This is a genomic window from Paenibacillus glycanilyticus (assembly GCF_051200795.1).
GTDB lineage: Bacteria > Bacillota > Bacilli > Paenibacillales > Paenibacillaceae > Pristimantibacillus > Pristimantibacillus glycanilyticus.
Genome location: NZ_CP195155.1, coordinates 1132501 through 1147118 on the forward strand (window position 1 = coordinate 1132501; position 14618 = coordinate 1147118).

General features: G+C 47.9%; 12 protein-coding genes, 9 tRNA genes and 1 rRNA gene (1 of these 22 running past the window's edge). 17 read left to right on the plus strand and 5 right to left on the minus strand.

The features are described from left to right. From ACR9FF_RS05030 to ACR9FF_RS05080, 11 genes are all read left to right on the plus strand, one after another. Positions 1-2722 (plus strand): 23S ribosomal RNA (locus ACR9FF_RS05030); it begins 213 nt to the left of the window's first position. Between the two features lie 126 nt (positions 2723-2848). Continuing rightward, positions 2849-2923, plus strand: a tRNA-Glu gene (locus ACR9FF_RS05035). A gap of 26 nt (positions 2924-2949) precedes the next feature. Further along, positions 2950-3025: transfer RNA gene (locus ACR9FF_RS05040), tRNA-Val, on the plus strand. Positions 3026-3042: 17 nt separating this feature from the next. Then, positions 3043-3119: transfer RNA gene (locus ACR9FF_RS05045), tRNA-Met, on the plus strand. A gap of 21 nt (positions 3120-3140) precedes the next feature. Continuing rightward, a tRNA-Asp gene (locus ACR9FF_RS05050) sits at positions 3141-3217 on the plus strand. Positions 3218-3234: 17 nt separating this feature from the next. Next, positions 3235-3310 (plus strand) — tRNA-Thr (locus ACR9FF_RS05055). 20 nt (positions 3311-3330) lie between these two features. After that, positions 3331-3417: transfer RNA gene (locus ACR9FF_RS05060), tRNA-Leu, on the plus strand. Positions 3418-3420: 3 nt separating this feature from the next. Continuing rightward, positions 3421-3495: transfer RNA gene (locus ACR9FF_RS05065), tRNA-Gly, on the plus strand. 10 nt (positions 3496-3505) lie between these two features. Next, positions 3506-3582: transfer RNA gene (locus ACR9FF_RS05070), tRNA-Arg, on the plus strand. A 19-nt stretch (positions 3583-3601) separates the two neighbouring features. Further along, a tRNA-Pro gene (locus ACR9FF_RS05075) sits at positions 3602-3678 on the plus strand. A gap of 102 nt (positions 3679-3780) precedes the next feature. Continuing rightward, the gene (locus ACR9FF_RS05080) at positions 3781-4770 is read left to right on the plus strand and encodes a Gfo/Idh/MocA family protein (protein ID WP_435169469.1); all 990 of its coding nucleotides are present in this window, start codon (positions 3781-3783) and stop codon (positions 4768-4770) included. A gap of 54 nt (positions 4771-4824) precedes the next feature. Here ACR9FF_RS05080 and ACR9FF_RS05085 read toward each other — a convergent pair whose 3' ends face one another. Next, positions 4825-5322 carry an SEC-C metal-binding domain-containing protein gene (locus ACR9FF_RS05085; protein WP_201008468.1) on the minus strand — a complete coding sequence of 166 codons (498 nt, stop codon included), beginning with the start codon at positions 5320-5322 and terminating at the stop codon, positions 4825-4827. Positions 5323-5508: 186 nt separating this feature from the next. On the opposite strand from ACR9FF_RS05085, the gene ACR9FF_RS05090 reads away from it, so the two are divergent. From ACR9FF_RS05090 to ACR9FF_RS05110, 5 genes are all read left to right on the plus strand, one after another. Next, on the plus strand, positions 5509-6747 hold the full coding sequence (locus ACR9FF_RS05090) for an aminopeptidase (RefSeq protein ID WP_435169471.1): 1239 nt from the start codon (positions 5509-5511) through the stop codon (positions 6745-6747). Between the two features lie 20 nt (positions 6748-6767). Then, positions 6768-7043 (plus strand): YqkE family protein, encoded by a 276-nt coding sequence (locus ACR9FF_RS05095; RefSeq protein WP_435169473.1) that lies wholly within the window; start codon positions 6768-6770, stop codon positions 7041-7043. A gap of 178 nt (positions 7044-7221) precedes the next feature. Next, complete coding sequence (locus tag ACR9FF_RS05100) at positions 7222-7845, plus strand: ribonuclease H-like YkuK family protein (RefSeq protein WP_435169475.1); 624 nt, start codon at positions 7222-7224, stop codon at positions 7843-7845. 172 nt (positions 7846-8017) lie between these two features. Continuing rightward, positions 8018-8752, plus strand: a complete 735-nt coding sequence (locus ACR9FF_RS05105; protein WP_201008466.1) for a metallophosphoesterase — start codon at positions 8018-8020, stop codon at positions 8750-8752. Between the two features lie 135 nt (positions 8753-8887). After that, positions 8888-10768: an ATP-binding protein gene (locus tag ACR9FF_RS05110; protein WP_435169477.1), complete on the plus strand. Its 1881-nt coding sequence runs from the start codon at positions 8888-8890 to the stop codon at positions 10766-10768. 48 nt (positions 10769-10816) lie between these two features. On the opposite strand, the gene ACR9FF_RS05115 is transcribed toward ACR9FF_RS05110, so the two are convergent. From ACR9FF_RS05115 to ACR9FF_RS05125, 3 genes are all read right to left on the minus strand, one after another. Beyond that, positions 10817-11053: an NHLP leader peptide family RiPP precursor gene (locus ACR9FF_RS05115; protein WP_435169479.1), complete on the minus strand. Its 237-nt coding sequence runs from the start codon at positions 11051-11053 to the stop codon at positions 10817-10819. Positions 11054-11128: 75 nt separating this feature from the next. Continuing rightward, positions 11129-12061 carry a hypothetical protein gene (locus tag ACR9FF_RS05120; RefSeq protein ID WP_435169481.1) on the minus strand — a complete coding sequence of 311 codons (933 nt, stop codon included), beginning with the start codon at positions 12059-12061 and terminating at the stop codon, positions 11129-11131. A gap of 24 nt (positions 12062-12085) precedes the next feature. After that, positions 12086-12796 carry a hypothetical protein gene (locus tag ACR9FF_RS05125; protein WP_435169483.1) on the minus strand — a complete coding sequence of 237 codons (711 nt, stop codon included), beginning with the start codon at positions 12794-12796 and terminating at the stop codon, positions 12086-12088. Between the two features lie 330 nt (positions 12797-13126). On the opposite strand from ACR9FF_RS05125, the gene ACR9FF_RS05130 reads away from it, so the two are divergent. Further along, on the plus strand, positions 13127-13693 hold the full coding sequence (locus ACR9FF_RS05130) for a hypothetical protein (protein ID WP_116393621.1): 567 nt from the start codon (positions 13127-13129) through the stop codon (positions 13691-13693). A gap of 25 nt (positions 13694-13718) precedes the next feature. Here ACR9FF_RS05130 and ACR9FF_RS05135 read toward each other — a convergent pair whose 3' ends face one another. Beyond that, positions 13719-14591: an SDR family oxidoreductase gene (locus ACR9FF_RS05135; protein WP_435169485.1), complete on the minus strand. Its 873-nt coding sequence runs from the start codon at positions 14589-14591 to the stop codon at positions 13719-13721. Positions 14592-14618 lie beyond the last annotated feature (27 nt).

Here is a 14618-nt window from a genome sequence, read left to right on the forward strand (position 1 = left end):
CTGAGGAAGAGAAAACAAAAGTGATTCCGTCAGTAGCGGCGAGCGAACGCGGATTAGCCCAAACCAAGGAGCTTGCTCCTTGGGGTTGTAGGACGTCTCACATGGAGTTACAAAGTTGTAGATTAAACGAAGAGGTCTGGAAAGGCCCGCCAAAGAAGGTAAAAGCCCTGTACTTGAAAGTCTGCAGCCTCCGAGACGGATCCTGAGTACGGCGGGACACGTGAAACCCCGTCGGAATCCGGCAGGACCATCTGCCAAGGCTAAATACTCCCTAGTGACCGATAGTGAAGCAGTACCGTGAGGGAAAGGTGAAAAGCACCGCGGGAGCGGAGTGAAAAAGAACCTGAAACCGTGCGCTTACAAGAAGTCAGAGCCCGTTAAAAGGGTGATGGCGTGCCTTTTGTAGAATGAACCGGCGAGTTACGTTCACGTGCAAGGTTAAGTCGGGAAGACGGAGCCGCAGCGAAAGCGAGTCTGAATAGGGCGAATTAAGTACGTGGTCGTAGACCCGAAACCGTGTGATCTACCCCTGTCCAGGGTGAAGGTGCGGTAACACGCACTGGAGGCCCGAACCCACGAATGTTGAAAAATTCGGGGATGAGGTGGGGGTAGCGGAGAAATTCCAATCGAACTCGGAGATAGCTGGTTCTCCCCGAAATAGCTTTAGGGCTAGCCTCGGTTAAGAGTGTCGTGGAGGTAGAGCACTGATTGGGTGCGGGGCCCGCCAAGGGTTACCAAGTCCAGTCAAACTCCGAATGCCATAGACATGTTTACCGGGAGTCAGACAGTGAGTGCTAAGATCCATTGTCAAGAGGGAAACAGCCCAGATCATCAGCTAAGGTCCCCAAGTGTGTGTTAAGTGGGAAAGGATGTGGAGTTGCAAAGACAACCAGGATGTTGGCTTAGAAGCAGCCACCATTTAAAGAGTGCGTAATAGCTCACTGGTCGAGTGACTCTGCGCCGAAAATGTAACGGGGCTAAACACACCACCGAAGCTATGGCATGTACCGTATGGTACTTGGGTAGGGGAGCGTTGAATGCGGATTGAAGTCAGACCGGAAGGACTGGTGGACTGCATTCAAGTGAGAATGCCGGTATGAGTAACGAAAAGACAAGTGAGAATCTTGTCCGCCGAAAGCCTAAGGGTTCCTGAGGAAGGCTCGTCCACTCAGGGTAAGTCGGGACCTAACGCGAGGCCGAAAGGCGTAGTGGAAGGACAACAGGTTGAAATTCCTGTACCACCGTAAACCGTTATGAGCAATGGGGTGACACAGAAGGGCAGTGACGCAGGCTGATGGAATAGCCTGTCCAAGCAGTGAGGCAGAGTTGTAGGCAAATCCGCAACTCGCGTAAGCTAGGCTGTGATGGGGAGCGAAAATTGCAGTAGCGAAGGTCATGTACTCCGGCTGTCAAGAAAAGCCTCTAGCCAGGTGAAGGTGCCCGTACCGCAAACCGACACAGGTAGGCGAGCAGAGCATGCTAAGGCGCGCGGAAGAACTCTCGTTAAGGAACTCGGCAAAATGACCCCGTAACTTCGGGAGAAGGGGTGCCTCGGTAGGGTGAATAGCCCGAGGGGGCCGCAGTGAAAAGGCCCAAGCGACTGTTTAGCAAAAACACAGGTCTGTGCGAAGCCGTAAGGCGAAGTATACGGGCTGACGCCTGCCCGGTGCTGGAAGGTTAAGGGGAGCGGTTAGGAGCAATCCGAAGCTGTGAACCGAAGCCCCAGTAAACGGCGGCCGTAACTATAACGGTCCTAAGGTAGCGAAATTCCTTGTCAGGTAAATTCTGACCCGCACGAATGGCGTAACGACTTGGGCGCTGTCTCAACGAGAGATCCGGTGAAATTTTAATACCTGTGAAGATGCAGGTTACCCGCGACAAGACGGAAAGACCCCATGGAGCTTTACTGCAGCTTGATATTGGACTTTGGTACGATCTGTACAGGATAGGTGGGAGCCTGAGAAGCATGAGCGCCAGCTTGTGTGGAGGCGACGTTGGGATACCACCCTGATCGTATCGGAGTTCTAACCTGCTACCCTGAATCGGGTAGAGGGACCGTGTCAGGTGGGCAGTTTGACTGGGGCGGTCGCCTCCTAAAATGTAACGGAGGCGCCCAAAGGTTCCCTCAGAATGGTTGGAAATCATTCGGAGAGTGCAAAGGCATAAGGGAGCTTGACTGCGAGACCAACAAGTCGAGCAGGGACGAAAGTCGGGCTTAGTGATCCGGTGGTACCGAATGGAAGGGCCATCGCTCAACGGATAAAAGCTACCCTGGGGATAACAGGCTTATCTCCCCCAAGAGTCCACATCGACGGGGAGGTTTGGCACCTCGATGTCGGCTCATCGCATCCTGGGGCTGAAGTAGGTCCCAAGGGTTGGGCTGTTCGCCCATTAAAGCGGTACGCGAGCTGGGTTCAGAACGTCGTGAGACAGTTCGGTCCCTATCTGTCGCGGGCGCAGGAAATTTGAGAGGAGCTGTCCTTAGTACGAGAGGACCGGGATGGACGTACCGCTGGTGTACCAGTTGTTCCGCCAGGAGCACCGCTGGGTAGCCAAGTACGGACGGGATAAGCGCTGAAAGCATCTAAGCGTGAAGCCCCCCTCAAGATGAGATTTCCCAATTTAGTAAGACCCCTTGAAGACGACGAGGTTGATAGGTTCGGGGTGGAAGCACAGCAATGTGTGGAGCTGACGAATACTAATCGGTCGAGGGCTTATCCTAAAACAACCCCCAAAAAGTGAAGTTAAGCGTTGCAGCTTATTCCGATTACTTTTCGGGGACCCCGAAAGAAACTTAAGGAATTCATTAATTCGCATCCAGTTTTCAAGGCGCAAATCTTGAATACAAGGCCCGTTGGTCAAGGGGTTAAGACACCTCCCTTTCACGGAGGTAACAGGGGTTCGAATCCCCTACGGGTCACCAATTTCACCCCAAGGGTAAAAAAGTATGGAGGCTTAGCTCAGCTGGGAGAGCATCTGCCTTACAAGCAGAGGGTCGGGGGTTCGATCCCCTCAGCCTCCACCATACGAGTTTTGTAATGCCGCGAGGTGGAGCAGTCCGGTAGCTCGTCGGGCTCATAACCCGAAGGTCACAGGTTCAAATCCTGTCTTCGCAACCAATTTTTTTTCGAAAGTAGCATGGAGCTGTGGTGTAGAGGCCTAACATGCCTGCCTGTCACGCAGGAGACCGCGGGTTCGAATCCCGTCAGCTCCGCCATTTTTACAAAGTTTTATGCCGGTGTAGCTCAGTTGGTAGAGCAACTGACTTGTAATCAGTAGGTCGTGGGTTCGACTCCTATCGCCGGCACCATTTTTCAACACAATATGCATGCGGTCGTGGCGGAATTGGCAGACGCGCTAGATTCAGGTTCTAGTGGTGTAACAGCCGTGGAGGTTCGAGTCCTCTCGACCGCACCATATGCGGAAGTGGCTCAGCGGTAGAGCATCGCCTTGCCAAGGCGAGGGTCGCGGGTTCGATTCCCGTCTTCCGCTCCATAATTTTTTTGCGGCCTTAGCTCAGCTGGATAGAGCGTTTGACTACGAATCAAAAGGTCAGGAGTTCGAATCTCTTAGGCCGCGCCATTTTTTCTTAATTGAATAACGGGATGTAGCTCAGCTTGGTAGAGCACCTGGTTTGGGACCAGGGGGTCGCATGTTCAAATCGTGTCATCCCGACCATTTCAATTTATTGGAGTCAGCAGACGTACTTGGTACGTAGGGCGGGCTTTTTTTAGTTTATGGACAATTATGGACAACTTAAAGATGAAGAGGTGAATTCTTATGCTGCGTATTGGGATTATTGGCTCTAACTTTATTACGGAAACGTTTATGAATGCGGCACGCCTGGTAGATAAAGTTGAGGTAACGGCGCTATATTCGCGTACGGAGGAGCGTGCAAAGGCTTATGCGGATGCACAGGGCATTCCTCATACCTTCACGGATCTGGAAGAGATGGCGCAAAGCAATCTGATTGACGCAATTTACATAGCAAGCCCGAATTCGCTTCATGCCGAGTATGCGATTGCATTTATCAAGCATGGGAAGCATGTGCTTTGCGAGAAACCTCTAGCTTCCAATGCTGCTGAAGTGCAAGCCATGTTCGAAGCGGCGCGGGAGAATAAGGTGCTGCTGATGGAAGCCATGAAGTCGACCGTGATGCCTAACTTTGAAGCGATTCGCGAGAACCTCCACAAGATTGGCAAGGTACGTACTTTCTTTGCTTCGTTCTGCCAGTACTCTTCCCGCTATGACAAATACAAAGCAGGAGAAGTGCTTAATGCTTTCCTGCCGGAATTGTCGAACGGCTCCTTGATGGATATCGGCACATACTGCATATACCCGCTTGTCGTACTGTTTGGCAAGCCGGATAGCGTCAAGGCTAGTGCGGTTATGCTGGAGTCCGGCGTGGACGGCAAGGGCAGTCTAATCCTGAATTACGGGGATATGGAAGCCGTCCTGCTGCACTCAAAGATCTCGAATTCGAATATGCCTGCTGAAATTCAGGGTGAAGAAGGCAATATGGTTATCGAGAGAATCAGTCAGCCGGCCAGCGTTCGGATCCAATACCGTGACGGGCGTCCCGAAGAAAACATCAGCAGACAGCAAGCGGATAATTCCATGGTATACGAGATTCAAGCTTTTGCCGAGCTTATTGAACGCGGCGAGCTTGAATCGCCGGTTAACTCCTATGCCAACTCTCTTGTTGTCATGGAGATTATGGACGAGGCACGCCGCCAGATCGGGCTTGCATACCCTGCGGACAAGAAGTAAGCTCATAAAAAAAGCAGGCTGTTCCGGATGGAAAATCCGAAACAGCCTGTTCGATTATTGAGCAACCGCTTCCGGGGTCGGCTCGTTTTGCTCCAGCTGCTGCATAAGGAAGCCGGAAAGCTCCTGATAACGCTTAGTGATCGTAGCAGCGGATACTTCATATTTTTCGGCAAGATCGTTTTTGCTCTTACCGGATTCGGTAACCTCACAGACCATATATTCCAACGCCGCACAGAATGCGCCGGATTTGCGATACGATGGTTTCGTCATATTCGTGAAATCATGCCAGATCATAACCGCCATTGCGATATGGTTAGGCTTGTAATCCTGTTTCATGGAAGCAATAAGTTCATGCGCCAGTTCTGCATATTGCGGATTAGCCCACGTGGATTCGTGGTCAACCAAGTGAACCAGTTCAGCTTCTGTAAAATGACGAATTGCATTGGAGGCTTTGCTTGTTCTAGCCGATTGTTCGTCCTTCGACATGCAGCACTTTTTATATTTCAAGCCGCTGCCGCAGTGACATTGTTCATTTCTACCTAGTTTAGACATAAGAGCTCCTTCGTGCGAAAATCTTTTATGCAAGAGTACATTCCTATATAATAACATAAAAAGAGGTATGGAAAAACGAAAAACCTTCATTTTCCATTCTTTTCGTCCGGGGTAATAATTTTCATACGCCCGGGACAAGAAGCAAAGAATAGTCATTATACATATTTAGAGAGGTGTGAATGAGCGATGACAAACGTTGCATTCGTTAACAATTTAACCAAGTACGCTGAACTAATCGCACGAGTAGGCGTTAATGTACAAAAGAACCAGGAGGTATTTATTACAGGGGCTATCGATCAAGCTGACCTTGTACGGCTTGTTGCCGAGCAGGCCTATTTGGCTGGAGCAAGCAATGTCCATGTCGATTGGACGGATGACAGCTTGTCGCGCCTCAAATACGAGAAGGCTGCCGATGAGGTATTTACCCGTTTCCCGGAATGGGAGACCGCCAAACGGAATTCCTTCGTTGAGCGTAATGCCGTATTTATCTCCATCGTTTCCTCCAGCCCGGATCTGCTGTCGGGCATTGACTCGCAGCGAATTGCCAACTTCCAAAAGGCTGCTGGCCAAGGTCTGCAAGCATTCCGCAGAGCGGTTCAATCCGATAAAGTGAGCTGGACCGTTGTAGCCGCGGCCGGTAAAGCATGGGCTTCCAAAGTATTCCCGAGCGTTAACGAAGAAGAAGCCGTCAACCAGCTTTGGGAAGCGATCTTCAAGGCGGTTCGCCTCCACTCGGAAGACCCGGTGAAAGCATGGGAAGAGCATAACGCTACGCTTCATTCCAAAGCGCAAGCGCTCAATGAGAATCATTTTGTAAAGCTGCATTATACGGCTCCTGGTACGGATATGACGATCGAGCTTTCGGATAAGCATATTTGGGTTGCCGCAGGCAGCGAAAACCAGAACCATGTTTCCTTCATGGCTAACATGCCGACGGAGGAAGTATTTACGGTACCGCAAAAGACCGGGGTTAACGGTTATGTGTCCAGCACGAAACCACTCAGCTACGGCGGCAATATTATCGATAATTTCAAGATTACGTTTGAAGCCGGCCGGATCGTGAAGGTAGAAGCAGAGCAAGGCCAGGAAACTCTTCAAAAGCTTGTTGATACAGACGAAGGCTCGCATTACTTGGGCGAAGTTGCGCTTGTGCCGCATGAGTCGCCGATTTCGCAATCGAATATTCTGTTCTATAATACTTTGTTTGACGAGAACGCATCGAACCATCTGGCAATTGGCAGCGGTTATGCGTTTAATATCGACGGCGGGAAACAAATGTCTCCGGAAGAGCTGGCCGAGAACGGCGTAAATGCCAGCATCACGCATGTTGATTTTATGATCGGATCCGCTGAGATGGATATTGACGGCATCAAAGCCGATGGAACAATCGTGCCGATCTTCCGCAAAGGGAACTGGGCATTTTAAGAACGGTAGGTGAGGATGAAATGGCGAAGAAGAAAAGAACGGCACCTGCTGCGAGCCACAGGGCGAATACAAGCCCTCAGCAGGAGCAGGGGACAACGTTAAAGGATATGCTTAGCGCTGACGTACTGCAGAAGCTTAAAGCCCAATCTGACGAGATGAAGGCGGCTGAGGAGCAGCGGAAGCAGAAAGCGCGGACGGAAGCCGAGGAGGCCCGCAAGAAGGAACAGAAGCGCCTGGAGAGCGATATGAGCTATCTGCTGGAGAACAGCAAGCTGGATTGGCGAAAATATAAGTAAGAGCAGGGAAGAGGCCTCTAAGCCGCGAGACAACGCGGTTTAGGGGCCTTTTCTTTTTTTGGGTAAGGCAGAATCGTGCTTGTCATCATATAACTATTAATAATAATATACAACTCCTTTCGCATAGGCATGGTATAGAAGATCGGGATTTTGGCGATTGCTGAGAGAAAGGGCTGAAATGTACATTGTACAGGTGACGACGATGAGAAAAAATTTATCGGGTAACAAGCTCCTTCTTCCGGAAGAGCTGCGGTTCCAGAACGTGACGGAGAGCAGGCTTACGATTCATGAGGTGTACGATCGCATATTGAATTTTATGGCGAGTGATCCAAGGGCGGCGTATCATTTTGTCATTGGGACAGACAGCCAAGGTTTTAACGGATATACGAAGTTCGTAACAGGCATCATTATCCGGCGGATGGGGAAGGGCGCTTGGGCTTGTTACAGGCAGGTTGTTGTCCCGCGCGAGCTGACCTCCCTGAAGGAGAAGCTGACGATGGAAACGGCTTTGTCCCAGGAGGTTGCCTATTATTTCGTGGATGGCGCTATCCAGCGGATGGAAGAGGTGCTGCTGCCATTCGTTTACCAGGGAGCTTCGCTTGATTTATTTATCGATATCGACGCAGGAACAGAACCAACGATTAATAAGACATCGCTTTATGTAGAAGAGATGATCGACCGGGTAAAGGGGATGGGAACGTATCTGGCAAGAGTGAAGCCGGATTCCTACGCGGCATCGGCTTATGCCAACCGCCATACGAAGAAGCCTGTCCGATTCAAAAAGCGCCATGGTCTTGTTTAGATAGACGGCGTTTCTTTTTTTTTCAACAAGATGAACAAGGTTTAGCTTAACCGGGAGCAGGACAAGTTCTTAAGCAGCCGCAGGCCTTATGGCCTGCGGCTTTTTTACGTTTCGGAAGGTTTTTTTTCGATAGCTGTAGAATGAAATACGTATAGGGGAAGGATGGGATGTCATGGGAAAGGAAAGGACGCTAGTCATTAGCGATATTCATGGGTGTTACGATGCTTTTAACCGGCTGCTCGAGCGGGTTAATTACGAGCCGGTAAAAGATCAGCTCATTTTGCTAGGAGATTTCGTCAGCAAGGGGCCGGACAGCAAGATGGTTGTTGAACAATCGGCTAGCCTGGTCCGGGAGCATGGTGCCATTGCGGTTCAAGGCAATCACGACGAGCGTTTCGTGGATATTGTTCGCAACAAAACCAAAGAGGCAAGGGAGAAATTCTTCCGCCATGGCGGCCGTCAGACCGTGTACAGCTATCTGAAGGGAAGCGATATGACGGGCAGCGAGGAGGATCTGCTGAACAGGCTTAGAGAGACGGTTCTCGAGCGTTATCCTTATCACGCGGATTTCCTCGAGCAGCTTCCTTATTACTACGAGGATAAGCATTTCATCTATGTGCATGCGGGACTGAATCCGAAATACCCGAACTGGAAGGAACAGCCGAAGAGGGATTTCTTATACATTAAGGATTCGTTCCACAGGGCGGATACGGTGGTTGATAAAGTAGTCGTGTTCGGCCATACGAAAACCGTTGATCTGCATGGCAGAGCGGATGTCTGGTACGGCAAAGGCAAGATTGGAATCGACGGAGGCTGTGCCAGCGGCCTTCAATTGAACGCGCTTGAGATTATCGGCGAAGAGGTACGGTCATTCTCGGTGCCTGCAAGAAGAGCAGCGATATCATAGTAACAATCTGGAGCGGATATTCCGCTCCTTTTATTTTTAAGATTTTTAATATATAAGAGAAAGGTGAAGGATATAATCGAAAAATGTCGAACTTATGAGTAATAAGAACTATTTTCCAATATTTGAGGTGTAAAGATGAAGGCCTTTCTGAAGTATACGATTTTCATTTTATTATCTATAATAGTCATCACTTCAATAAGCCCCACAATCACCTTTGCGAATACAGAAGAATCAGCGTCGAAAATACGAATCACAGAGTGGCAGCTTCATCCGGGGAATGATGAGGATAACAAGATACCGCCTGCCGATGGCTGGATTACCGTGAAGGAAAACGAGAAGGAGCCGGTGTTGCCGAAAGGGACAAGTTCGTTATGGGTAAAGATTGAGCTGCCTTCAATCTCGTGGGCAAATGCAGGATTGCTAGTAAGTAAAGCATACGCTCAGAATGTTATTGCATATAGGAATGGAAGTAATGTATTTGAAACGAAAAGGAGTCATTCTTATGATGTAAATCGCTTTGTTGTTCCGTTGGAGCGTACATCCGAAAATGAAACCCTTTACATACATTTGGTAAATAAAACAGGCAATATCGGGATCTCGGGCATTGTTCTTGGTGAATATTCGAAGTTATACAGAGCTATTCTTATGAAAGATATAGACAATATCATTCTTGGAGCAGCTTTTATTTTCATTGCTGCGCTCATGTTTTTTTGTATGATTTTTTTGAAAAGGGTTCATGTAGCAGGCTGGAAATCACTTAGCAGTCTTGTTTTTTCAATTGGCTGCATACTGATTTTCTACTCGCCGTTTCTGTATACGATAAATGAGAACTATGGATTAGTTTATGCAACTGGTTTTGACCTGACATCTAATTTAATTTTGCCTTCTTTGTTCTTCTTTTTAGAGACATACTTTGGAAGAGGGAAGTTTTCAATCATTCGTATTTTTAAAATCTATGCTTTGTGGTTAATGATTGTATCTTCTATCTGTTTATTTTTGAACCTTCTGACGAACAATGCTTTTTATTATGTTTATTACTTCGTTGCAACCGCCATGTTTGCAATAGGGGTTATTGCTGGTTGTCTTCTCATATTTGGCATTCTAGTGGTTCACAGCTTCAAGAAGCATAAGGATGCGTTAATTCTTTCAACAGGTATCGGGATATTTATATTGTTTACTGTTGCAGACATTATTCAATATTATTCTCATTCTAGAAACTATGAGTTTACGTATTGGAAATGGGGAATAGTCTGTTTCGTGTTCACACTGGTAGTTATGTTGGGTAGACAGATTGTTCTTAGTTTCGAAAAAGTTGTTACATATTCCAGACAGTTAGAGATTTATAACAATGAGCTTCAGCGATCAGAGAAGTTGGATATGATTAGTCAGCTTGCAGCATCGGTTGCCCATGAAGTTCGAAATCCGTTGCAGGTTACACGGGGATTCTTGCAGCTCCTGGAAGAGAAAAGTGGCAGCAATAAAGAAAAGAACTATATGCTTCTTGCGATCAATGAGTTGGACCGTGCTTCCGAAATAATTACCGACTTTCTGACCTTTGCCAAGCCCCAGCTTGAGCATGTTTCTGTATTAAATATAGCCAATGAGTTCAAGCATATCGGTACTATTCTGATCCCACTAGCAAATATGCAAGGCGGCCAAATCAGATTAAATATACCCGACCATCTGCAAATTCATGGGAACTCCTCGAAATTCAAGCAGGCCTTTATTAATATGATTAAGAATAGTATCGAGGCTTTGAAAAATGAGGGCCGTATTGAAATAAGCGGTCATATGGAAGGAAACAGGGTTGTTATCTGCATAAAGGATAACGGGGAAGGCATGACCGAAGCGGAACTTGTTAAGCTTGGGGAACCTTATTATTCCAACAAATCTAAAGGTACAGGCCTTGGACTTATGGTTACCTTTAGCATTATTGAAGTAATGCAAGGGGATATCGTATTTAAGAGTACGAAAGGGATAGGAACAGAAGTTATGGTTACTTTCCCAACGGCGTAAATAGGAAAACCACTCCTAAATGGAGTGGTTTTTATTATTTGTTTTTAATTACCAAGATGGAAATTCTTCTGAAGATGCAGATTTTAATGCGGAGGGTTTCGGCGGGATCACCAGGTAGGCGTGATCTGGCGTTTCTTCCACGGCTGTTACTTCGATATGATCTGGAATTTCTACGCCAAACGCATCTTTGATAGCCGCTTTAGGGTCATTCAATAATTGTTGCTTGAATGCATCGTCTTCCCAAGCCTTTTGAATAATTTGATCCCTAGTAATCTGATTCGACAAACTAACCCCTCCAATTATGCTAATAAAATACTACTCGAGTAATAGAATTATAGCATAACTATTGGTTATATTATACTATTTTATCTGAAAATTCGACAAAATATAATCCAATCCGCCTGATAATAAAGTCCTTCTCGTCTGTTCTACCCGATTCGTGAAGCTTGCTATCCCTTCATAGGTGAATTGGCTGAAAGAAAGGAGCGGCGCGTTATCAATTTCGCCATTGCCCAGGAAGCTGAGAACTTCCTTGCTGCGGTTGCAATACTCCGTCATGAGACCACGGTCATAGATATAAGACTCGACTTCTTTCGTTAGAAGGGGGTGAACAGATTGACGCTTGGCATGAATCATGGATAACAGGCAGTTATAATTTCCCTCGGTCAAGTCATCCTCCCAATCGGTTAGATCATCCGCCATTTGAAGAAGAACAAGGCTGTAGTCAACAAGTTCTTCCACATTTGCAATCTTCTCCGGTTGGCCGGCAAGCAGAAGAACGCCGGTGCTTGCCAGCTTGAGTGGCGAAGCTTTTTTCGCGACCCGCACAATGTCTGTCATGAAATAATCATGCTTATCCTCATGAACAACGGCTGAAGCCCATTCGTTTACATAGCGCTGGCGATAACTCCAGAAAGGAGAGTTAGCGGCAAACAGTTCGCGAAGAATGGCTTCCAACTCGATATGGAATAAATGGGCGAGCGCGAGCTGTTCCTTCCAAGCAGCTGGAGTCTCGTCCATTACGTCGTCCTGCAGGAAATAATAGAGCATGCTGAACACATTGGATAGAGAGAGCATACGGCACTGATCGATAGGAATCGTAGCAGACTCATTAATCCAATAGGGCAGCAGATAACAAATATAGTTCTTGGAGCTCTCTCTCTCAAAGACATCAAACTTGCGGAGGTAAGCTAATCCGGACTCGTTAAATGGCTCGGGGAAATGAGCGATTCGGCGTTTGGCTTCCGAGAATACCAGTTGCAGCTCTGTACGATACGGATCAAAATAGTTCATGTGCCCGTTCCCCAATTGCAAACTTTATTCATCGCGCTTCATAACCTCCATCAAAGCAACAATCTTGACGGAATTGAATTCCTCCGGAGAAAGGCGAGAGAGAAGAGTTTCTTTAATGGACTGCTTCTCTTCCGGCGTCAAGCCGTCCTTCGCTTTATCGGCGAGCCCGGTTAATTCCTTCATGGAGAATTTGCTGAGCAGCAGCTCGGCCGCTTCATCTTTATTCTTCACAACAAGCTGGCCGCCTGTGGACGGCTTGTCCGCCGGCTTAGTATTTTCCTTACCACCGCTTGCCGCGTTACCGGAATTAGAACCTGATTGATCCGGCTTTTCCGCATTTGTACCTTCGGCTTTACCGCCGTTGCCGGCATCGGTAGAGACGGAGCCCTGCAGGGCTTCCACAGTTTTTTTATCAAAATATTTGGAGTTATCGGCGATGATCTGCTGAACGGCAGGATCCTTCTTGAACGACTCGATTTCATCGGTGGTCAGAATTTGATCGGCCATTTCATTCATCATTTTGTTGGATAAGTAGTGGAACCCGATCTTGTAACCCGCAAATCCGACGACGCCAACGATGACGATCACGGTCAGCAGTCTGGTCCATATCACCGTGCTTTTCTTTAATGGCTTTCGGGAGCCGCCGGGATACTTGATCCAGGCTCTGCCGTCCTTGCTTTTGTACTTTTGAATACCTACGAGACGGAGGGGCGTATTCACCTTTTTGAATTCCATTTGTACCGAAATCTCCTTTTGTATCCCAGCTGTAATGTGGCTTATTATACCATATATAAGTAGATTACTAGAAACCGATCTAGTCCCAATTCCTCACCTGATCATTCGAAAGAACTAGCGGCAAACTAATTTACACTTTCCTGCCTATTTGTTAAGTTTTGATTGAGAAATACTAATACTTCCATTAAGATAAGAGAAACACTAGGTAAATTTTCCAGAACAGGACCAAGGTCGTGGATAGGACTGTACCTCAGCAGGTTAATGAAACCATGGCTCCTGCATTAAAGTTAGATGAGAAGCGTTACTTCTTTAATGTGGAGGTTGTCGGGCATGACAAGAGAGCTGGAGGTTTACGTTGTCTTAACGGACACGGGAACATTATTTACGAGAACGATTAAGTGGTTTACGAAGGATCCGCTTAATCATGCGTCGATCGCGTTTGACAGCGGGCTAAACGAAGTGTACAGCTTCGGCCGGAAAAACCCGCAGAATCCGTTCTTCGCCGGCTTTGTGAGGGAGAATATGCGCGGGCAGTTATTCGCCGAAGCCAGATGCGCCTTGTACCGCTGCCGCATACAACCGGCTGCTTACGCCAAGATGCGCGGCGTTATTGCGGAGATGGAACGGAATAGGGAACTGTACCGGTATAATCTGATAGGGGTTATCGGACTGCTTTTTAACACTAGGATCATTAAGAGGGATTACGCCTATTTTTGCTCGGAATTTGTGGCATCGGTATTCGAGAAGAGTGGGGTCCATCTTGTAAATAAATCTTCGTTTCTTGTAACGCCGGGGGATCTAGAGAATACATCGAAGCTGGAGCTTGTGTACGAGGGCAGGCTGCAGGACTTATTAGATAAATGCATAAACGAGGAAGCTGGAAAACGCCTTGCGTAATAGACGCAAGGCGTTTTTGCTTTTTTTAACCGTTTACAACTTCGCCGCCGTTAATGTGGATGAATTGGCCGGTCACATAGCTGGAATCCTGGGAGGCCAGATATACATAAGCCGGGGCAAGCTCATACGGCTGACCGGCCCGTTTCATTGGCGTATCCGAGCCAAAGGTGGATACGGATTGCTCATCGAAGGTGGACGGGATAAGCGGAGTCCAGATTGGACCGGGAGCAATGCCGTTGATCCTTATGCCGCGTCCGGCCAGGTTGGTTGCAAGCGCTCTTGTAAAAGAGACGATGGCGCCTTTGGTAGCGGAATAATCAATTAAGGTCGGATTGCCTTTATAGGCGGTGATTGATGCCGTATTAATAACGGATGCGCCTTGCTTCAGATGAGGAAGGGCGGCTCTCGTCATAAAGAACATGCCAAATACGTTAGTCCGGAACGTCTTCTCAAGCTGCTTCGCCGTAATATCTTCAAGCCGCTGCTGCACATGCTGCTCGGCTGCATTATTCACAAGAATGTCCAGCTTGCCAAAGGTCATCACCGTCTGCTCAACGGCATTCCGGCAAAATGCTTCATCCCCGATATCTCCGGGAATTAACAGGCAGCGTCTTCCGGCTTGCTCGATCTCCTGTTGAACAAGCTTGGCGTCTTCATGCTCATTGTAGTACACGATGCTTACGTCGCAGCCTTCGAGGGCGAACGCCACCGCTACCGCACGGCCGATACCGCTGTCTCCTCCGGTAATAATGGCAGCTTTATTTTCAAGCTTGTTTGCCGCTTTATATTGATCGGTTTTATAGATTGGAAGCGGGTTCATCTCGGATTCTATGCCTGGTTGATGCTTCTGATGCTGGGGCGGGAAAACCGCGGTCTTGTTACTTGATGATTGTGACACAGGGTAAAGCCTCCTTTTCTGGATATC